Origin of the sequence: Acinetobacter sp. HY1485, assembly GCF_027568475.1 — a bacterium.
In the GTDB taxonomy this organism is placed as follows: Bacteria; Pseudomonadota; Gammaproteobacteria; order Pseudomonadales; family Moraxellaceae; genus Acinetobacter.
In genome coordinates this window covers 248012-269838 of record NZ_JANKZG010000002.1, presented here as the reverse complement: position 1 = coordinate 269838, position 21827 = coordinate 248012, and the positions used below count along the sequence as shown (strand labels likewise).

Genomic DNA, 21827 nt, shown 5'->3' with positions numbered 1-21827 from the left:
CTTGATGGAGAAAACACAGAGAGCATTTTTCACCCAATAAGATAAAATCTATTACTTTAGGTCACTTATGTTGGTGTTACATCGAACTACGATAAGACAACGCTTCACTCAAATGATGACTTTGAATATTTTTGCTTTGCTCTAAATCGGCAATGGTACGAGCAACGCGTAAAATACGATGATAGGCACGCGCAGATAAATCTAAACGCTGTTGAGCAAGGCTCAGCATATTTTTTGTTTGTGTATCTAAGGGTGCATGTTGTTCTAACTGCTGGGGGCTGAGCGCCTGATTAGTACAACCTTGACGTGCAATTTGATATTGATAGGCATCTTCTACGCGTTGTTTTACTTGTGCAGAGGTTTCTAAAGGTACAGTACTTTGTAAATCACTTGCAGTGAGTGGTGGCACATCAATATGTAAGTCTATACGGTCTAAAAGAGGACCTGAGATTTTATTTTGATAACGCCGTATGGCTTGTGGTGTGCATTGGCATTTATTGTCTTGATGAAATGCATAACCACATGGGCACGGGTTCATTGCTGCAATAAGCTGAAAATTTGCAGGAAACGTGACTTGGTGGGCAGCACGAGAGATTGTGATTTTTTTACTTTCGAGTGGTTGTCTAAGTACCTCTAATACCTTACGGTCAAACTCAGGAAGCTCATCTAAAAATAATGTTCCTAAATGGGCAAGCGTAATTTCACCGGGTTTGGGGCGTGTACCGCCACCCACCAATGCTACACCTGAACTTGTATGATGGACGTCTCTAAACGGGCGTTGTCCAAATATATAGGGTTGATTGGCAACTGAATAAATCCGTGCTACCTCAAGTGCTTCTTGTGCGGTTAAACACGGTAAAATAGAAGGTAGCCGAGAAGCCAGCAATGTTTTACCTGTGCCGGGTGGTCCTCTAAATAAAATACAGTGCCCACCTGCTGCTGCAATTTCAAGCGCACGTTTGGGTCGTAATTGCCCTTTTACATCGGCTAAATCAGGCTGTGGGTATACTTTCGATTGATTTGAGCAGGCAACTTGTTGTGTAAGGCATTTTGTTTGGGTTAAATGTTCACATACCTGTTTTAAGTTAGTCGCACCAAATACTTTTAAGTGTGGAACTTGTGTCGCTTCGGGTGTATTACACAAAGGAATGATCAGTTGATGCTGATCTTGTTGACACTCAATGCCGAGTGTTAAAACACTATTAACAGACCTTAATTGCCCATCTAAGGCAAGTTCGCCACAAAATTCGTATTGTTCAAGACCTTTAGGTTCAATCTGCTTTGTTGCTACTAAAATACCAATGGCAATCGGTAAATCTAAACGCGTACCATCTTTAGGTAAATCCGCAGGTGCAAGGTTAATGGTGAGACGTTTAGTTGGAAAGCTAAAACCACTATTTAAAATTGCCGAACGTACACGGTCTTTACTCTCTTTTACCGCAATTTCGGGTAAACCTACAATGGTTAATGATGGCAAACCTTGACTCACATGCACCTCAACTTCAATTAAAGGTGCGTGTAATCCCCAAATACTACGAGTAAAAACTTTAGCAAACGACATGTTGGTTCCGTTTTAGTGCGGCTTTTAAAATCTATACTGCACTATTTTAGTGCTTGTTGAGTGGTAAGTGCATCTTCTAATTGTTTTACTTGTGCTGTTAATGTTTCTAATCGTTGATGCGCACGTTCTAACGCAACTTTTTGACGATCAAGTTCATCTTTAGATACTAAATCCATTTTAGTGACTGCTTCTTGTAAAAGTGCGCGTACATTATGTTCAATATCTTTTTTTGGTTGTTCAACTTGCGCCAAAATAGCTTGTAATAGTGTTTCCATCATCTGAGTGATCTCACAAAAATTCGTCATTTATTCTAAAGGTTTTTTGAGCTTGATCAAACAATTGCATTTTTCAGTTAAAATAAATCAATAAAATGCCTAAATTTTTTGTTTTCCCCCAACTCAAAAGTTTTGGCATGAAAATTGAACATAAAACAGTAATGCGAGTCTAAGCCAAAGGAATAACCATGAAACTTGTTACAGCAATTGTAAAACCATTTAAGTTAGATGATGTCCGTGAAGCGTTATCGGAAATTGGCGTTCAAGGGATTACCGTAACAGAAGTAAAAGGATTTGGACGTCAAAAGGGTCATACAGAATTGTATCGTGGTGCAGAATATGTGGTGGATTTTTTACCAAAAGTAAAAATTGAAATTGCGATTAGCGATGAAATGGTGGAGTCAGTTATTGAATCTATTACACGTGTGGCAAGTACAGGAAAAATTGGTGATGGCAAGATTTTTGTGACCAATTTAGAACAAGTCATTCGTATTCGTACAGGTGAAACAGGTTCTGATGCGGTGTAACGCAGATTTGATGAACAGATAATGAAAAATGTTGGGGGACATGATGAAAAAAATAGCACTTGCTTTGGGCTTTGTTAGCCTACTATCAACAGCGCCTGTTTGGGCAGATGAGATTGCATCCACACCAACAACCACACAAGTTGCATCACAGCCTTCTCCAACAACTATAACAGCCAATGTAGCCACAGAAACGCCTGCACCTGTGTCAATACCTGCCAAGCTTGATACAGGTGATACAGCATGGATTTTAATTTCGACTGCGTTGGTGTTATTGATGACCATTCCGGGGTTAGCACTCTTTTATGGTGGTATGATCCGTAAAAAAAATGTGCTCAGTACCATGGCATATAGTTTATCTGCAGCCTTGGTGGTCAGCCTTGTTTGGGTGATTATGGGTTACTCTTTAGCCTTTGATGCAGGTAACGCATTTATTGGTGGTTTGAGTAAAACCATGCTGTCAGGCATTACCACAGATGCCTTACAAGGCACCATTCCTGAAATTTTATTTGTGATTTTCCAAATGACATTTGCCATTATTACGGCTGCCATTATTAGTGGTTCTGTGGCGGAACGGATGAAGTTTGGGGCTTTTGTTGCGTTTATTACCGTATGGGTTATTGTGGTTTATGCACCGATTACCCATTGGGTATGGGGTGGTGGTTGGTTAGGTAGCGATGGTGCTTTAGATTTTGCAGGCGGTACGGTTGTCCATATTAACTCAGGAGTTGCAGGTTTAGTGGCTGCCTATATGTTGGGTAAACGTATTGGATTAGGCAAAGAGTCTATGGCACCGCATAACCTCACGCTTTCTGTAGTAGGTGCAAGTTTAGTTTGGGTGGGATGGTTTGGTTTTAATGGTGGTTCTGCTTTAGGTGCAAATGGTTCTGCAGGTTATGCATTAGTGACGACACAAGTTGCAGCCGCAGCAGCAGGTGTGGCTTGGGCAGTGGTAGAAAAGCTGATTCGTGGTAAAGCATCTGTGTTAGGTTTGGCATCGGGTGCAGTGGCAGGCTTAGTGGTGATCACCCCTGCGGCAGGTTATGTGACTGTTGGTGGTGCATTGGCAATGGGTTTAATTGGTGGTGTGGTTTGTTTTTGGGGAATTACCAGCTTAAAACGCCTACTTAAAGCTGACGATGCTTTAGATGCTTTTGGTTTACATGCAGTAGGTGGTATTGCAGGTGCAATTTTAACGGCAGTGTTTGCAAGTCCATTTATTATGGGCGACAAAGCACCCACCGATATGATCCATCAACTTTGGGTACAACTCCAAGGTGTGCTTGCAACGATTGCTTATAGTGCAATTTGTACCTTTATTATTTTAAAAGTAATTGATTTAGTCATGGGGATCCGTGTCGATCAAGAAGCTGAATTTATGGGCTTAGATTTGAGCCAACATAACGAAAAAATTGAATAGTTAAAAAAGCACCTTCGGGTGCTTTTTTTATTTCAAACACTACATTTAGTATCTAAAGGTTTTTTGATACACTATAGCTTCTCTTTTGGTTGATGAAATATGTAATGCATTGTCCATTTTGTAACACACCTGATAGCAAGGTAATAGACTCACGTTTGGCAGCAGAAGGTCGCCAAATTCGTCGTCGCCGTGAGTGTGCAAGCTGTGGCGAACGTTTTACAACTTTTGAAACCTACGAAGTCGTTATGCCACGTGTAAATAAATCAAATGGTAAAAATGAACCCTTTGATGAAGAAAAATTACGCCGTTCTTTAATGCATGCTTTACAAAAACGACCTGTTACACAAGAACAAATAGAAGCTGTTTTAAGCGATATCCAAATTAAAATCCGCCGTTTGGGTGAGCGTGATGTTCGCTCGCAAAAAATTGGTGAAATTGTGATGCAAGCCTTATTTGGTTTAGACCATGTGGCTTATGTGCGTTTTGCTTCGGTTTATCAAGATTTCCAAGATGTGGAAGCCTTTAGACAGCAAATTGAACTGATGCAAAAACGTGAGCAATAATATGGACTACATGCAACGTGCCATTGAGCTTGCACAAAAAGGACAATACACCACAAAACCTAATCCAAATGTAGGCTGTGTGATTGTTCAAAATAACAAAATTGTAGGTGAGGGGTACCATCCACAAGCGGGGCAACCACATGCAGAAGTCTTTGCGTTAAGACAAGCAGGCGAGCAGGCAAAAGGTGCAACCGCGTATGTGACCTTAGAACCCTGTGCCCATTTTGGACGTACGCCGCCTTGTGCCAAAGCATTGGTTGATGCACAAGTGGCAAAGGTCATCATTGCAAATTTAGACCCTAACCCTTTGGTAGCAGGTAAGGGCATCCAAATTTTAGAGCAAGCAGGTATACAAGTTGAGCATGGGTTATATCAAGAAGAAGCCAAACAACTCAATTTAGGTTTTTTAAAAACCATGGCAACAGGCATGCCGTATGTGCGTTTAAAAATGGCAGCAAGTTTAGATGGGCGTACTGCCATGGCATCGGGCGAATCTAAGTGGATTACGGGTGTAACTGCAAGGCAAGACGTACAGCATTGGCGTGCTATTTCGGGTGCTATCATTACAGGCATTAATACCGTACTTGCAGATGATTGCTTATTGAATGTACGTGCGTTTGACCATGTGGTACAACCTAAGCGTGTGGTGTTAGATCGCCAAGGGCGTTTACCGTTATCTGCTCAAATTTTACAGCAACCGCAAAATACCATTGTGATGACACCGTTTAGACAGGATTTAGCAGATTTAGGCGTGGTACAAATTGCTGTACAACCGCTATCAAATTTATTAAAAACACTTGCCAAAGAACATAATATTCATGATGTGTTGGTAGAAGCAGGTGCAACGCTTTCTACACAATTTTTACAGCATCAACTTGTGGATGAACTTATCCATTACGTTGCACCTACATTTTTGGGTCAATCTGCGCGTGCGATGTTTCAGGGTGAATTTATCCACATGGCACAGCAAACACGTTTTAACGTAAAAGACATAACGCAAGTTGGTGAAGATTTACGTTTAAGACTGATACCGCTTTACGAGTGATTATGAGTTTAGAAACGACCACGGTTTATCATAAAAGACGCCACGCTGCCCGCACCACAGATGAATATTTGTTTCATCAACTTGTGCCTTATTTGGGTAATAAACGCCGTCTTTTACATTTAATTTTAGAAGCATTAGAACAAACAGGCACACTCAATACCGATGGTAAAAAAAAGCGTGCTCCCATTTTTGCCGACTTTTTTGCAGGTAGCGGTGTGGTGTCACGACTTGCCCGTGAAAATGGTTATCGTGTGATTGCCAATGATTGGGAGCCGTATAGCCATGCACTTAACCATGCGGTGCTCTCTTGCGTAGAAGCTCCCAAGTTTGAGCAGTTGGGTGGCTATCAAAAAGCGATTGATTATTTAAACCGTTTACCGCTTGCTAAAGGGTGGGTTACGCACAATTTATGCCCACGCAATGACGAAGAATATGACCCTGCCCGTGATCGTTTGTTTTTTAAACGCCGTAATGGGATGCGTATTGATGCCATTCGTCAGCAAATTGCCAATTGGCAAGCAGAAGGCGCAATTAACGATATCGAAATGAGTGCTTTACTTGCACCACTTTTATATTCGGCAAGTTTTGTGAGTAATACCAGTGGTGTATTTAAAAGCTTCCATCATGGGTGGGGTGGCAAAACACAAACGGCACTCGAGCGTATTGAGTCTTTGTTGTGGTTAACGCCAAGTCGTTTTTGTGAAAAGGGTAATATAGAGCAACCTGCTGCGGAAATGTGGTGTGTAGATGCACAGCGGTTAGCGGATCAAATGAGTGAGTTTGAGGTGGATGTCGCGTATTTAGATCCGCCATATAATCAACATGCATATAGCAGTAATTACCATGTTTTGAATGCACTGACTTTATGGGATCAGATAGATTTACCTACACCTGACACAAAAGGCTTTAAAAGTGGTATAGATCGGGCATGGCGAAAAGAGCGTCCAAGTGCATATAACTCATCAAAACATGCTAAAGACGCTTACGAAAAATTACTCTCAACCATCAATGCACGTTTTATTCTGACAAGCTACTCAACCGATGGCAATATTTCGGCAACTGACTTACTCAAAGCCAATTTAGCGCGTGGTAAGGTGACATTACTCACCCAAGATGTACCGCGTTATCGTGTGAGTAAGCAACGTCAATCTGAACGGGCGCGAGTACTTGAGTTTATTGTCATCACTGATACAAAATCTAAATCTGGTCCACCATTACGCCAACTGTTAGGGCAGTTATATCACTATGCCGAGCTAGGTGGCGTGGATACAACAGGGGTAAGTTCGCAACTTGCTTTGTGGTAATAAAAGGAAAACTGATGTTTACAGGTATTATTGAAAATGTAGGACGTGTGGAAAGTGTGCAAAATGTAGGGGGCGATGTACGCCTGCGTATTCATACAGCACTTGATATGTCTGATGTAAATTTAGGGGATTCGATTGCCACCAATGGTATTTGCCTCACTGTGGTTGAGTGGGGCAGTAATTGGTATGCCGCAGATGTGTCACGCGAGAGTTTAAACCGTACGACACTTGGTCAGTGGCAAGTGGGTCAGCCTGTTAATGTTGAAAAAGCAATGTTACCCACCACACGTTTTGGTGGACATATTGTGAGTGGCCATGTAGATGGTATGGGTGAAATTACGCTTGTACGTCAAGATGCACGCTCGTTGTATTTTGAGGTGACCGCGCCTGTAGAGCTTGCTAAGTATTTAGCTGAAAAAGGCTCAATTACAGTAGATGGAATTAGCCTAACCATTAACCATTTGCGTGGCAATATTTTAAGTTTAAATTTAATTCCACATACGGCAGAACGTACCAATATTGGTACGTGGAAAACAGGCAGTAAAGTAAATTTAGAAGTAGATGTTTTAGCACGTTATATCGAGCGTTTATTGTTGGGGGATAAAGCTGCTGAACAAAAGCCTGAAGCAAGTATTAGCATGTCATTTTTGGCAGAAAATGGATTCTTAAAAGGATAGGTTTTTTTTATATCTTTTGTGAGACGTATTGATAGCCTGCTAATTCACTTTTTAAAAAATTAATAAAAGTACGTGTTTTAGCAGGAATTAATTTAGTTTCTGTTAAGGCATAGATAGGGGTTATATCGCCTTTCCATTGCGGAAGAATGGGTATTAATGCACCTTCTTTAATATCATCAATTACTACCTCAGGTGGAATCATTAAAAACCCTTGATTTAAAAGGGATAACTTTCTAAGCATTCCAATATTATTTAAACTAAATTTACCGCTAACTTTGACTGAAACAGTATTTTTATTTTCATGTAATTTCCATATTTTATTATTAGAAAAGGTTAAACACTCATGCTCAATAAGTTCTTGAGGGTGAGTGGGAATACCAAAGTTTTGTAAATATGTAGCAGAAGCAAAAAGCTGTCCTTGAAACTGCATGAGTTTATGTGCAATGAGATTAGAGTCTGCTTGGTTTCCAACGCGAATGGCGACATCAATATTTCGACTGACTAAATCTGTAAGCTGTGGGCTTAAATCAATTTCGAATTTTATTTCAGGGTAGAGCTGAGTAAATTTAACCAGTAGGGGAGTTAAAAAAATTGACCCAAAATCAACAGGTAATGAGATTCTTAGTAGACCACTGGGTTGAGAAAGGATACCGTTAAGTTCTTCATGTGCTAGCGTTGCTTCAGTCAGAATTCTTCTACAACGATCAAAATAAATTTGACCTGCTTCTGTTAGCTCAATTTTCCGTGTTGTGCGGTTTAATAAACGTAAACCAATTGCTTTTTCAAGGTTACTAATACGACGTGATAGGGTCGAATTTGGTATACCGATCACTTCAGCAGCATTACGAAATCCTTTTGCTTTAACAACTTCTACAAACAAAGCCATATCATTAAGATAATTAATCATTTATATATTGCGCCATATTTGGATCAGTCATATTTAATATACTGTATTTATCCCATACATAAAAATAGATAGGATTTTATAAACCGTATTATTTTAAGAGAACTAGAATGAAACGTAATCGTCATATAGTTTGGCATGAAAATTCTGATCATATTTTATCTATCAAGGATAAACAGATTGCTATTGTTGGCGGAACAGGGGGGATTGGGCGAGCTTTAAGCCAACATTTGGCTTCTCAAGGTGCTAACGTGACTGTTGTAGGGCAAACTTTTCGTGATCAAAAATTGCCTAATATTAAATTTATCAAAGCAGATTTAAGCCTTATGGCAGAGGCAAAGCGTGTGACCACATTATTAATGCCTGAAACACTCGATATGCTCATTTTCACAACAGGTATATTCGCTGCACCGCATCGCCAAGAAACGCAAGAAGGTATCGAAAAAGATTTGGCTGTGAGTTACTTAAACAGATTTGTAATGCTACAAAACATGGCAGATCGGTTGGGTACACAAAGAAAAAATACCTCCATGAAACCACGGATATTTTTAATGGGTTATCCAGGTAGTGGGCAAATGGGTAATATTAAAGATTTAAATTCAGAAATAACCTATAAGCCCATGGCAACACATATGACCACTGTGGCAGGAAATGAAATATTAGTTCTTAATGGTGCAAAAACAAGAACAAATACTTTGTTCTTTGGGTTAAATCCTGGGCTAATTAAAACAAATATTCGCGATAATTTTTTAGGTAAAGGGTCATTAAAATCACGCCTAATGGAAGGTGCAATTGGTTGGTTTACTCCTACGGCTGAGAGTTATGCCAAGCGTATTGTTCCACTATTATTTTCATTAGATATAGATAAATATAATGGCACATCATTTAATCATAAAGGGCAAGGAATCTTCCCATCAGCAGGTTTATCTGAAGCATATAGTCAAGAATTTTTGCTAAAGTCACAAAAATTATTAGAGCGTCAAGGCATTCAATCCAAGTTAAATAGTTAATAGTAATTTGAGTTCAAAAGATGAATCGTATTTTTGAACCTACTTATGTTTATACTCCCTAATCGTTTAGTCATGATTTGAGCATAACATGATGAAGGCGCAAGTAAATGCGCAACGGTGTAAAATGATAAAGCTATCTTCTGATAAGTAAGGATACTTAATAGAGAGCAAATAATATACAAATTACAAAACCTTTGCGCAACAAATAGTAGACAAAACGATATGAGTATATTTGTATTCATATCGTATTTTTCATTTAATAATTTAAAAATTACCATTAAAACTCATTAATAATATCTATCAAAAAATAATCAATCAGTGTAAGACTCTAAATGAAATTTAAATAAATAGATAAAACTAAACTAAACTAAACTAACAGGATGTGATGTTATGAAAGAAATTGATCACAAGAAATTTGAAAATATTGTAATTTTTCCTAAAAATACAGAACTTAAAAATAAAATTACTTTAAATTGGCGCACAGCTGAAAGTGATGCTGTTGCAACCTTATTAAGTTTTACAAAAATTTCTGAACCAGTAGAAGAAAAAATATATGGATTAGCATTAGAACTTTCAAAACATCTTAGACAAAATAATAAAGTTACAGGTAAAGCAGGTATTGTTCAGGGTTTGCTACAGGAATTTTCATTATCCTCACAAGAGGGTATTGCTTTGATGTGTTTGGCAGAGGCTTTGTTACGTATTCCTGATATAGCGACACGCGATCAACTTATCCGTGACAAAATTAATCAAGGAAATTGGCAAGCGCATGTTGGAAATAGTAGTCTAATTTTTGTGAACGCTGCTGCTTGGGGGCTAATGCTAACAGGTAAGCTGATGGCACCGTCTGCACCACATTCTCTCTCGGGGACATTAAATGCACTTATTGCCCGTTATGGACAAAGTATTATTCGTAAAGCGATTGATGCAGCAATGCGTATGATGGGTGAGCAGTTTGTTACAGGTGAGACGATTCAAGAAGCACTTGAAAAGGCAAAATTTTTAGAAAAAGAAGGTTTTTTATATTCTTACGATATGCTGGGTGAGGCTGCACTTACTGATTTAGATGCACAGCGTTATATGGCAGATTATATAAATGCAATTCATGCAATTGGGCAATCAACCAAACAAAGAAGTGTTTATCAAAGTGCAGGAATTTCGATTAAATTATCTGCTTTGCATCCGCGTTATTTTCGCGCTCAAGCTGACCGTGTACATAGCGAGTTATATCCACGCTTAGTTGAGCTTGTGAGATTGGCAAAGCATTATGATATTGGAATTAATATTGATGCTGAAGAAACAGAACGACTTGAGCTATCTTTAGAATTACTAGAGCGACTATGTTTTGAACCTGAATTAACACAGTGGAATGGCATTGGATTTGTTATTCAAGCTTACCAAAAAAGGTGCTTTTATGTGGTTGACTATATTGTTGATTTAGCGAGAAGAAGTCAAAAACGTTTAATGATTCGCTTAGTAAAAGGTGCATATTGGGATAGTGAGATTAAAAAAGCACAGGTCGATGGTTTAAAAGATTACCCTGTATTTACTCAAAAAGTACATACCGACCTTTCTTATATTGCTTGTGCTAAAAGACTTTTAGAGCATTTAGATTTAATTTACCCCCAATTTGCAACACATAATGCCCAAACATTGGCGACAGTTTATGAGCTTGCAGGTGCACAAAATTATGTTTTAGGACAGTATGAGTTTCAATGTTTACATGGTATGGGGGAACCTTTATATAAGTATGTGGTGAACAAATTAAAAATACCATGTCGTATTTATGCACCTGTGGGTAATCACGAAACCTTGTTGGCTTATTTAGTGCGTCGTCTCTTAGAAAACGGGGCAAATACCTCTTTTGTGAATCGTATTTCCGATAAATCAATCCAGATTGAGGATTTAATTCAGCCACCTATTCATGAGATCCAACAACAGGGTATACATAAGGGTCAAATGGGTATAAAGAACCCAAAAATACCTTTACCTGCCGACTTGTACGGATCAGTCCGCATAAATTCGTTTGGATTAGATCTTGCTAATGATAATGCTCTTTTTGAGTTAAATGAGGTTGCAAATACGCTCCATTCCTATCAATGGCTCAGTAAACCTTTAATTGCACAGCAAAAAAAGCAAGAAGCAATACATCAACAGGCTATTTTAAATCCTGCAAATCATCAAGATAGAGTTGGCTTTGTAATTGAAGCTAGTGAACAAGATGTGGAACAGGCATTGATACAAGCAGAGCAGATTCAGCAAACATGGGCACAGCTGAGTATAAATGAACGCGCAAAATGCTTAGAGATTGCTGCAAATACAATGCAAAACAAATTATCTGAACTTATGATTTTGCTTTGCCGAGAAAGTGGAAAAACATATGCAAATGCTATTGCTGAGGTGAGAGAAGCAATTGATTTTTTACGTTATTATGCCAATCAAGCAAATAGTGTACAAAGTAATTTAAAGCCAATTGGAACAATTTTATGTATTAGTCCTTGGAATTTTCCATTGGCTATTTTTACAGGACAAATTGCAGCCGCATTAGTTACAGGTAATTGTGTGATTGCCAAACCTGCTGAACAAACGCCTTTAATTGCCTATGAAGCGATTAAAATTTTACATGACGCAGGTATTCCTGAAGCAGTCTTACAGTTTACCCCTGGGCAAGGAGAAACAGTGGGTGCACAACTCAGTGCAGATCCACGTATTCATGGCATTATATTTACAGGCTCAACACAAGTTGCCAAAATCCTTCAAAAAACTATTGCTAATCGCCTAACTCCCGAAGGAAACCCTGTAACGCTGATTGCAGAAACAGGTGGGCAAAATGCCATGATTGTGGATTCTTCTGCACTAACAGAGCAAGTGGTGTTAGATGTTGTAAATTCTGCTTTTGACAGTGCAGGACAGCGTTGCTCGGCATTACGTATTCTTTGTTTACAAGAAGATAATGCAGCCAATGTTTTGAAAATGCTTCAAGGTGCAATGAAGCAATTACGTTTAGGTAATCCACATTTTTTAAAAACCGATGTGGGCCCTGTAATTGATAAAGAAGCTCAACAAAATATTGATCGTCATATTCAAAAAATGAAATCTAAGGGATATACAGTCCATCAATTAAGCTTACATGAAAGTAATGAGGATATTTATAACCATGGTACGTTTGTTCCACCTACCTTAATTGAATTACCTCATCTTGATGATTTAGAACAAGAAATATTTGGTCCAGTTTTACATGTGATCACATATCAACAAAATGAATTTGAACAATTAATTAAGCGTATTAATGCAAAGGGTTATGGCTTAACAATGGGAGTTCATACTCGTATTGACGAAACCATTAATAAAGTCATTCATTTATCAGAAGTAGGAAATTTATATGTAAACCGTAATATTGTGGGTGCAGTGGTTGGTGTGCAACCTTTTGGCGGAGAAGGATTGTCAGGTACAGGCCCCAAAGCAGGAGGCCCACTTTATATTTATCGTTTAACTCAAAGTGGTACATTTAAAACGAGCATGAATCTTTTTGGAACTAAACGTAAGATTACAACTCTACCAAATGATGATGTAACGCGCTTTTATAGTTTTAAAACATGGGTAGAACAGAATTTTCCTCATTTAGACATACAGTCTTATGAGCCTTTTATAGTGGGTTGTACTTATGAGTTACAAGGGCCTACAGGTGAGATGAATCATTACACGCTTCAGCCTAGAAAAAGAGTATTGATATTGGCAGAGACAGAACAACAGTACATTAATCAAATGCTTGCCGTTTTAGCAGTGAATGCTCAACCTGTTATTAAACAAGACACAGTATTTTTTCAAAAATATAGTACGACGTTACCTAAAGCAATTTCAGCACATATTTTATGGATTTCCACTTTAGCAGAGGAAGTATTTGATGCTGTTTTACATTACGGAAGCCCTGATGATCTTTTAAACGTTCAACAAGCATTGGCCTTACACACAGGAGCTATTGTATCTATTCATCATTTGCCTTCTGATGATTTTAATATTCCATTAGAACGCCTTGTTGTTGAACATGCTGTTAGTATTAATACTACTGCAGCAGGTGGTAATGCCAGTTTAATGACAATGACATAAATAAGAGGTTATTCGGCCTTTTGTTGTACTAAAGCAAGCTCAACCTCTTCTTGGGTCGCTTGCGTCATATTTTGGTTAAATGCTTTGATCGCTTGTTGTACTTGGTCAATTAAATTTTCTGCTTCAAGTTCTAGGCGAACTTGTACATTTTCTAATACTTGATTGAGTACAATATTAGATAGTTCTTGTGTTTGAGGCTGTTGCCCAATTTGAGACAGCACCATAGGTGTATATTCGGTTGTATTTTGCTGAAGTGATTGTGCCAAAGCCTTGAGCATTTCATTTTCTTGTTCAAATTGCTGCTGTTCTTCTTGTTGCATTTCAGCAATAGCTTGCGCCTGTTGTTCACGTTTTTGTAATAAACGATTTTCTAAAACTTTTCTTTCACGTAAACGTGCTTGTTCTAAAAGCTCTTTTTTGTAGTCTTGATAGGCTTGGTCTATATCTTCTTTAAATGTGGCTTGGTATTTTTTCTCTTGTGTTTGCCATGTTTTAAGGTCGGTATCGGTATTTAACAGATCACTGATGCGTGCAAGATCATCTAAATAAATTTGGCGTACACGTTCTGGGGTTGCTAACCAACGCTGTTCAAAATTTTCACCCACATTTAACGCCACAATTGTTCTCCTGCACGTTGTTATAATTTAAAGGTTCGTGGTTGTAAGTTTAATTGTCGATATTGTTTAAACTTTTCACGTCCTATTATTTTAGCGTCTTCGTTATTTTCAACAATCTCTATAATGTGTTGAAACGTATCTTTAATTTCTAACGTTTTGTCAGAAAAATTAAAAATAATCCATTCACCCGAGGTAGGGTAGTGCTCTGAAATACAGACTTGCCCTTGAGTATCATGAATACCATGAGGAATGAAACTGGTCGGATCAAATGTCCACAACACTTCATCAAGTTGTTTTTGCTGTGCTAAGTTAGGACAATACCACCAAATTTTGGTGGCTTGTTTTAGAATTTTGCGACATAAACGACAAGCACTTTGTACTTGTCGTTCGTCACTTTGCTCAAATAAATAAAAGCTAACGTTAGTCATGTGTTACACGGTTGGCAATAAATTGCATAAGAAGTGGCACAGGACGACCCGTTGCGCCTTTATTTGCACCTGATAGCCATGCCGTACCTGCCACATCTAAATGTGCCCAACGGTATTCACGCGTAAAACGTTGTAAGAAACACGCTGCTGTAATTGCACCACCTTGTGGACCACCAATGTTTGCAATATCGGCAAATGGTGAGTCTAATAGTTCTTGGTATTCGTCCATTACAGGCATTTGCCATACACGGTCAAAACTTTGCTCGCCTGCTTGCTGTAATTCTTGTACCAACGCTTGGTCTGGAGAGAATAAGCCACTGACTACTTTACCCAATGCAACCACACATGCACCTGTAAGGGTTGCAATATCTACCACCACAGCAGGGTTAAAGCGTTTTACATAAGTGAGCGTATCGCAAAGGACTAAACGACCTTCGGCATCCGTGTTTAAAATTTCAACGGTTTGCCCACTCATGGTTTTTACAATATCACCTGGACGCGTTGCACGACCTGATGGCATATTCTCTGCCGCTGCAATGGTACCCACCACATGAATAGGTAATTTTGCTTCACATAGCGCGCGTATGGTTCCAAATACAGATGCTGCACCACACATATCAAATTTCATTTCGTCCATGCCTGCACCCGGCTTAAGCGAAATACCACCTGTATCAAAGGTCACGCCTTTACCCACAAGTACCACAGGTGCTTCTTCACGTTGTGCATTATATTCTAAAGTGATAATACGCCCCGGACGTTCTGAACCTTTACTTACCGCTAAAAACGCACCCATACCAAGTTCTTGCATTTCTTTTTCTTCTAAAATAGTGACTTTTAAAAGATCAGGAAATTCGTTTGCAAGGTCTTGGGCAAGTTGTGCTAAATATTCTGGGTAGCAAATATTGCCCGGACGATTGCCTAAATCACGGGCAAGGCTTTGTCCCGATTGAGTGGCTTGAATGACATCAAGCTGTGCTTGTGTGAGGGTTATATTTGAAAATGCTAAATCATCAAGTTTGAATTCATTTTTCTGTGATTTAAATTCATCAAAATGATAGTTTGCTTGGGTAAGCTGAAGTGCAAAAATAGCATGTTGATCTGCATTTAATGCTTGCACATCAAGCTCGATGCTTTGATATTTTTTTTGTGCAGTTTTAATAATAGTTTGTGCAACTTTTGCCAACTTTGTTGGATTTAACTCATTTGCTTTACCTAAACCTACAAGATACACCACAGGTTTTGTGGTAAAAATAGGCAAAACTTCGTTGGTTGTTGCTGTAAAGCCTGCATGTTCAATGGTAGATTGATATTGCGTGTTTACGTGTTGGATTTGGTCTGCATCTACTAAAACAAATACAGCAGAGGCAGTATTTTGTGTTGTTTTTAATGTCAATTTCATAGTTTAAATACGACCTTGTAATATAGTGTGTATTGAAACATTACACCCAATCTAGTTGCAATGTGCAATATCAGCAAAGGTTTTTTATTTGCTGTATTCGGTTAAACTAGCAACATATTTGTTATGGAAGCTTCCTTTTGATTATTCGGCGTTACCTTGTTAAACAAGTTGTGTCGACGTCCATGGTGGTGGTTGCACTTTTAACACTGATTATTATGGGCGGTCGTCTCATTAAATATTTTGGTGTGGCAGCACAAGGGCGTTTAGACGTAAGTATCTTATTTAGTATTATTGGTTATCGATTACCTGAATTCTTAACCTTGATTATGCCATTGGGGTTCTTTATTGGGTTAATGCTTGTTTTTGGTCGTTTGTATATTGACCATGAAATGGCAGTACTAAATAGTAGTGGGGTGAGCCGTAATCAGCTTTCTAAATTACTGATTCCGTTAACGACTGTTTTTTTAGTCGTACAAGTGGCACTCATGGTGTGGGTATCACCTTGGGGGTTGCGAAAATTTGAACAGCTCACGAGTGCGCAGGCGGTACGCACAGGCTTCGATTTGGTACGTCCAAAAGAGTTTGTGTCTTCAGGTCCTTATACGATTTATGCCAGTGATTTATCAGAAGATCGTAAAAATTTACGTGATGTGATGTTTTATCAACGTGCACAACAAGATAATAAGCCTGATCTTATTATTTTAGCGCGTGAGGCAAAGCGTGTAGATGTGCCGAATGACACTGCAAATGTAGTGGATTTGGTCGATGGTCGCCGTTATGAGGTGTATCCCGGACAGCCACATTATTCGCAAGCTGAGTTTAAAAGCTATCGTTTAAGAATTGAAAATAATAAAGAAGCTGAAGTATCAGGCGAACAAGCCGAATCTATGAAAATCTCAAAACTTTGGGATAAAAGGCAAGACCCCATTGTGCAAAGTGAGTTAGGTTGGCGTTTGTTTGGTCCATTTATTATTGTGATTGCGCTAATGTTGGCAACCGTATTGTCTGAGGTCAATCCACGTCAGGGACGTTATTATCGCTTACTGCCTGCAATTTTAATTTTTGCAAGTTTGATTGTTGCCATGATGGCAGTAAAAACGCGTATTTCGCGTGGTGAATTAGCGATTTGGTTCTATCCTGCTGTATTGGTAGGTTATGCAGTGGTTACGGCGTTCTTTTTACGTCATCGCCGTTTAACAAGTAAGTGAGGTCTATAAAATGTTTGCACGTCGTTTAGTTGCGAAGCATGTGATGACAACCACAGCATTGGCAATGTTGGGTACCACTGCCATTTTAACTTTATTACAAGGTTTGTTTACTTATCTTGCCGAGTTAAGCCAACTCAAACATGGTTACAATGCTTGGCAAGCATTACAGTATGTTTTTTGGAATACACCTCATTATTTATATGAAATTTTACCAATCGCTGCTTTAATTGGCGCAGTCGTGGGTTTAGGGACGCTCGCATCTAACAGCGAATTAATCGTGTTACGTTCTGTTGGGGTTAGCTTATGGCGTATTGTTGGATGGGTTATTCGCTCGGCAATGCTTTTGGTTATTTTGGCATTTGCGTTAAGTGAGTGGGTTATTCCATATAGTAATGAAAAAGCAAACAGCCTAAAAACTCATCAAAGTGTTGCTTCTTTAGGCGAGGTAAAAGGTTATTGGAGCCGTGAGGGTCAACGTTTTATTTATATTGATTATGCCAATTCCGAAGGCGTTCTCAAAAAAATTCAAGTGTTGAATTTTGACGATAATTATCATTTAAAAACGCTCACTAATGCCGAACAAGGCAAGTTTAAGCAAGAAGGGCAGTGGGATATTACCAACACTCGTGAAATGGTTGTACAAGACAATGGTAATGCTGTTTTAAATCAAAGTAATGAACAAAATTTACCATTAGCACTTAAACCAAAATATGTGCATATGGTAACCATTGACCCTGAGGATTTATCCCCAAGTCAGTTGGTTTCTTTTATGCGTTATATGTCTGAATATAGCCAAGTACCTAAAACGTATCAGTTGGCATTTTGGCAAAAAGTGGGTATGCCATTTTCTTTAATTGCGTTAGTTGTGATTGCTTGCTCATTTATCTTTGGGCCATTACGTCAACAGTCTATGGGCTTTAGATTAGTGATTGCCTTATTTATTGGATTAGGCTTTTTCTATATGCAAGACTTTTTAGGTTTTGCAAGTTTAGTTTATTCGCCATCACCTGCATGGTTTGTCTTTGTACCTATTTTTATTATTTTTGCCATTGGGGGATACCTTCTCAATCGAGCAAAATAAAAAAGGGCATAACCGCCCTTTTTTATTTTTGCTGTAAATAAGACTTAAACATAGGAATTAAAAGTTTATTACCATATTCACTTAAGTGATCTCCATCTTTATAAATAGGACGATTATTGATTTGACTAATGCATTCGCTGTTCTTACATAAAGTTTGGCTTACATCTAGAAGGTGTGCACCACATGTTTGTGCAACTTGAGCCAGTATACGATTGAGAACATAGGCTCTTTGTTCATAACTTTGCAATGAGATAGAGTTTTTTTGTAATTGACGGTTAATCAATAATTGTTTTCCCATATGTTTAGGAACATCAAATGGAAACTCTGGGATAGAATTAACAATATAAACAGGTGATTTTTTAGTTAATTCACAAATAGTAGCTTGTAGATTTTGGTGAAATTCAGCATAAATTTCATGCTTTGATGCATGCATATTCGAAAAATAAATAGGAATTTCATTTTCGTTTGAGATACGTTCATCATTGTTTTCCCCTTCTAAACGTTGTAAATAACGATTGACTAAAATAATGGGAATACCTTCAGATTTCGCCAAAAATTGCTTTTTTTTCTCGTTTGTAGCTTTACAATAGTTATTATCAAAGTTTGCATTTGGAATATAAGGGCAACCAGCAGTAGTAATAGAGAGAATAGTATTTTGATGTGAATCTAGGCTTTCAATGACAGCAGATGTGATTGCTTTAGCATGACTATCACCTACAATAATTGCATTAATTTTTTCAGATTTACCAATTTTGCAAACATCGATTTCACCATTTTTTAAGCCTGTTTTACAAGAATATGGAAAACTATTTTTTGTTTCTGATAAGATTTTAAGCACAGCTTCTGAATAGTGTGATTTAAATCCATTCGTTTCCTTTATTGCATAACCAAGAGTTAATGTTACAAGTAATAAATACAAAGGAATAACTTTATATAGATTTCTCCATGATGCATATTTTTGGAATTTTATTCTTTCAATAAACTGATAGCTTATAAAACCAAAAATAATAGATAAAGGAATACCGTATATCCACCAACTATTTAAAGAAAAATAAAAACCAAAGACAACTAAAGGCCAATGCCAAATATAAATTGAATATGACCATTTTCCAATTGGGTTAAAAATAAAATTATTAATAAATATAGTATTACATTGACTAGCAATGACGAAATAAGCGCCTAAAACTGGGACTAATGCCATGTATCCTGGCCAAGGCGTACTTTTTGATATTAAAAAATATGCTGTAAAAATAAGTATTAAACCTAAAATGTGTAGAACAAAATTTCCCTTTTTTAATCGTAATGGGTGAAGAAATGCAAGACTACCAAAAAGCATTTCCCAAGCACGACTAGATAACAAAAAATAAGCACTTTTACTATCTTGGTATGTGGAGTAAATTGAATAAAGAAAACTAACTATAAATAGAAAAAAAATTATGTATTTAATATTATTTAATTTTATTATTTTTTTAATCATTAAAATAATAAGTGGGAAAAAAATATAAAACTGCCACTCTATTGAAAGTGACCAAGTATGAAGTAACCATTTTGTATGTTCTGATGAATCAAAATATCCATAACCTTTACTAAATAAAATATTAGAAATAAATAAAATACTTTTTTCAACTTGCTTACCCAAAAGTTGATAATCATTTGGTAATAAATAAAACCATCCAAAACTTAATAAAATAATGCAGCAAACAGCTAAAACAGGAACAATACGATTAATACGAGCATTATAAAAAGAGAATAAACTAAAACTTCCATTTTGTATTTGACTAAAAATAATAGAAGTCATTAGAAAACCAGAGATAACGAAAAAAATATCTACCCCTGCAAATCCACCTGGCAACCAATGTGGATTGAAATGAAATATCATAACAGCTAAAACAGCAATGGCACGAAGTCCATTGATATCATGTCTAAATTGCATAAAATTGAATTTAAAAAAAGCGATATATTATAATAAATTAATTATTGGGAAGTTATAAGTAACTTCTCTTATGGATTAGTTTTTTTTGATTTGTCTTTATTTATAATTTTTGGGGATACCTTCTTAATCAAGCAAAATAAAAAAGGGCGTAATCGCCCTTTTTTATATGTCTTGATTTTTGGTTTCGTTAATACACATAAATGCAATTAAAGACAGCAATGAAGCTGCACAAAGATAATATCCCACAGCACCTACACCATAGCTTTGTGCAAGTTTAGTGGCAATTAAAGGCGCAAAAGAGGCTCCTAAAATGCTTGCCAAATTATAAGCCAATGCCGAACCTGTGTAGCATACTGAAATTGGAAAAATCTCCGATAACACCGTACCAATAGGACCATAAGTTAAGCCCATAATGCTTAACCCTGTACATAAAAAAAGAAGTACAGACATTGGGTTGTTGGCAACAAAAAATTCAGAAAAGAATAACCCAAACGTAATGCAAATAAGGCAAATGACGATAGATGTTTTTTTGCGTCCAAATTTCTCGGCAAAAATAGCAGAAATTGGAATGCACAGTGCAAAACATAGTGTGGCAACAAGCTGCATTTTTAAAAACACATCACGCGTGTAACCCAATACGGTTGTGCCCCAATTCATTGCAAAAACAGTCATGAGGTAAAAAAGAACAAGTGTACACACAGTTGCCAGTGTCCCTAAAACAACATTTTTACGTTGATGTGTCATCACTTCTTTAAATGGTGTTTTTTGTTCTTTGTGTGTATTAATGACCTGTTGGAATGCAGGCGTTTCATGTAGTTTTAGACGTATATATAATCCTAAAAATACAAGTAATGCACTAGAAACAAATGGAATACGCCATCCCCATGCCAAAAAATCTTCATTAGACATGAGGTTACCAAGCAGTAAAAAAGTACCAACCGCTAAAATAAAACCTAGGGGCGCACCAAGCTGTGGAAACATACCGTACCAAGCACGTTTGCCTTGAGGTGCATTTTCGGTAGCAAGTAAAATTGCGCCACTCCATTCGCCACTTAATCCTAAGCCTTGCCCCAAACGGCAAATTGCCAAAAGTAAGGGAGCATATACACCAATTTGGGCATAACTTGGCAGTAAACCAATACATACTGTTGAGATACCCATTAAAAGTAATGCGGCAACTAATGTTGCTTTGCGTCCAATTCGATCACCCAAATGTCCAAAAATAGCTGCACCAATTGGGCGTACCACAAATGCAATTGCAAAGGTTGCAAGTGACTGTAAAATTGCCACGCTACCACTGCTTTCAGGAAAGAATAAATGTGGAAAGACCAATACTGCTGCGGTTGCATAAATATAAAAGTCAAAAAATTCGATGGTGGTTCCAACCAAACTCGCAATTAGTACACGGCTTTTAGAGTTTGGATTGGCATGTGCTTGAGTTTTCATGAGTTGCCAATAACAAGTAGTAAAATTAGATTTTTAATCGTGATCAGTGTTTCTTGTTGTATCTTTTAAATACATAGGTTGGTATAGCGTATTTTGTGCTGCATAGCTTGCATGATCATCACAAGTCATGGGTGCTTTCACTAAGCCATTTAAGTTTTAGATTTATCCTTTACCCACCAACGGTGAGAAACAGATCTTGTGAATTATTAGTAAAAATATTTTTGAAGAACCTTTGTGCGTAAAATTTTTAAATAAACCTACATAATCAATTACTTTTAGACTAATCGCTATCCATTAATTTTTGTAAATTTTATAATAAAAAATT

General features: G+C 37.6%; 18 protein-coding genes. 10 read left to right on the top strand and 8 right to left on the bottom strand.

The features are described 5' to 3' along the window. Positions 1-76: 76 nt before the first annotated feature. Both PCI70_RS03190 and PCI70_RS03185 read right to left on the bottom strand, forming a co-directional pair. On the bottom strand, positions 77-1561 hold the full coding sequence (locus PCI70_RS03190) for a YifB family Mg chelatase-like AAA ATPase (RefSeq protein WP_269913904.1): 1485 nt from the start codon (positions 1559-1561) through the stop codon (positions 77-79). A gap of 41 nt (positions 1562-1602) precedes the next feature. After that, entirely contained in the window at positions 1603-1839 is a 237-nt protein-coding gene (locus PCI70_RS03185) for an accessory factor UbiK family protein (RefSeq protein WP_269913903.1), read from the bottom strand. 185 nt (positions 1840-2024) lie between these two features. Here PCI70_RS03185 and glnK point away from each other — a divergent pair, with 185 nt between their 5' ends. The 6 genes from glnK (at position 2025) to PCI70_RS03155 (ending at position 7369) form a co-directional block, all read left to right on the top strand. Then, entirely contained in the window at positions 2025-2363 is a 339-nt protein-coding gene (gene glnK, locus PCI70_RS03180; RefSeq protein ID WP_269913902.1) for a P-II family nitrogen regulator, read from the top strand. A gap of 43 nt (positions 2364-2406) precedes the next feature. Further along, complete coding sequence (locus tag PCI70_RS03175) at positions 2407-3780, top strand: ammonium transporter (RefSeq protein ID WP_269913997.1); 1374 nt, start codon at positions 2407-2409, stop codon at positions 3778-3780. A gap of 104 nt (positions 3781-3884) precedes the next feature. Continuing rightward, on the top strand, positions 3885-4343 hold the full coding sequence (gene nrdR / locus PCI70_RS03170; protein WP_269913901.1) for a transcriptional regulator NrdR: 459 nt from the start codon (positions 3885-3887) through the stop codon (positions 4341-4343). Position 4344: 1 nt separating this feature from the next. Beyond that, entirely contained in the window at positions 4345-5388 is a 1044-nt protein-coding gene (gene ribD / locus PCI70_RS03165; RefSeq protein WP_269913900.1) for a bifunctional diaminohydroxyphosphoribosylaminopyrimidine deaminase/5-amino-6-(5-phosphoribosylamino)uracil reductase RibD, read from the top strand. Positions 5389-5390: 2 nt separating this feature from the next. Beyond that, positions 5391-6692, top strand: coding sequence for a DNA adenine methylase (locus tag PCI70_RS03160; RefSeq protein ID WP_269913899.1), 1302 nt, complete (start codon positions 5391-5393; stop codon positions 6690-6692). Between the two features lie 14 nt (positions 6693-6706). Beyond that, positions 6707-7369 carry a riboflavin synthase gene (locus PCI70_RS03155; RefSeq protein WP_269913898.1) on the top strand — a complete coding sequence of 221 codons (663 nt, stop codon included), beginning with the start codon at positions 6707-6709 and terminating at the stop codon, positions 7367-7369. 7 nt (positions 7370-7376) lie between these two features. On the opposite strand, the gene PCI70_RS03150 is transcribed toward PCI70_RS03155, so the two are convergent. After that, on the bottom strand, positions 7377-8276 hold the full coding sequence (locus PCI70_RS03150; RefSeq protein WP_269913897.1) for a LysR family transcriptional regulator: 900 nt from the start codon (positions 8274-8276) through the stop codon (positions 7377-7379). Between the two features lie 107 nt (positions 8277-8383). Between PCI70_RS03150 and PCI70_RS03145 the strand changes: the two genes are divergently transcribed. Both PCI70_RS03145 and putA read left to right on the top strand, forming a co-directional pair. After that, positions 8384-9283, top strand: a complete 900-nt coding sequence (locus PCI70_RS03145) for an SDR family NAD(P)-dependent oxidoreductase (RefSeq protein ID WP_269913896.1) — start codon at positions 8384-8386, stop codon at positions 9281-9283. A gap of 390 nt (positions 9284-9673) precedes the next feature. Then, on the top strand, positions 9674-13390 hold the full coding sequence (gene putA, locus PCI70_RS03140) for a trifunctional transcriptional regulator/proline dehydrogenase/L-glutamate gamma-semialdehyde dehydrogenase (RefSeq protein WP_269913895.1): 3717 nt from the start codon (positions 9674-9676) through the stop codon (positions 13388-13390). Between the two features lie 8 nt (positions 13391-13398). Here putA and PCI70_RS03135 read toward each other — a convergent pair whose 3' ends face one another. Genes PCI70_RS03135 through PCI70_RS03125 form a run of 3 tightly spaced genes read right to left on the bottom strand, consistent with a single transcriptional unit; the run spans position 13399 to position 15834 of the window. Further along, positions 13399-14007: a hypothetical protein gene (locus tag PCI70_RS03135; protein ID WP_269913894.1), complete on the bottom strand. Its 609-nt coding sequence runs from the start codon at positions 14005-14007 to the stop codon at positions 13399-13401. A 20-nt stretch (positions 14008-14027) separates the two neighbouring features. Next, positions 14028-14435, bottom strand: coding sequence for a DNA polymerase III subunit chi (locus PCI70_RS03130; RefSeq protein ID WP_269913893.1), 408 nt, complete (start codon positions 14433-14435; stop codon positions 14028-14030). Beyond that, entirely contained in the window at positions 14428-15834 is a 1407-nt protein-coding gene (locus PCI70_RS03125; protein ID WP_269913892.1) for a leucyl aminopeptidase, read from the bottom strand. The genes PCI70_RS03130 and PCI70_RS03125 overlap by 8 nt, the downstream gene beginning before the upstream one ends. A gap of 137 nt (positions 15835-15971) precedes the next feature. On the opposite strand from PCI70_RS03125, the gene lptF reads away from it, so the two are divergent. Together lptF and lptG are read left to right on the top strand one after the other, a co-directional pair. After that, complete coding sequence (gene lptF / locus PCI70_RS03120; protein WP_269913891.1) at positions 15972-17042, top strand: LPS export ABC transporter permease LptF; 1071 nt, start codon at positions 15972-15974, stop codon at positions 17040-17042. A 10-nt stretch (positions 17043-17052) separates the two neighbouring features. After that, positions 17053-18123: an LPS export ABC transporter permease LptG gene (lptG, locus tag PCI70_RS03115; protein WP_269913890.1), complete on the top strand. Its 1071-nt coding sequence runs from the start codon at positions 17053-17055 to the stop codon at positions 18121-18123. A gap of 22 nt (positions 18124-18145) precedes the next feature. On the opposite strand, the gene PCI70_RS03110 is transcribed toward lptG, so the two are convergent. Continuing rightward, positions 18146-20056, bottom strand: coding sequence for an acyltransferase family protein (locus PCI70_RS03110; protein WP_269913889.1), 1911 nt, complete (start codon positions 20054-20056; stop codon positions 18146-18148). Between the two features lie 162 nt (positions 20057-20218). Further along, the gene (locus PCI70_RS03105; protein ID WP_269913888.1) at positions 20219-21502 is read right to left on the bottom strand and encodes an MFS transporter; all 1284 of its coding nucleotides are present in this window, start codon (positions 21500-21502) and stop codon (positions 20219-20221) included. Positions 21503-21827: the final 325 nt, after the last annotated feature.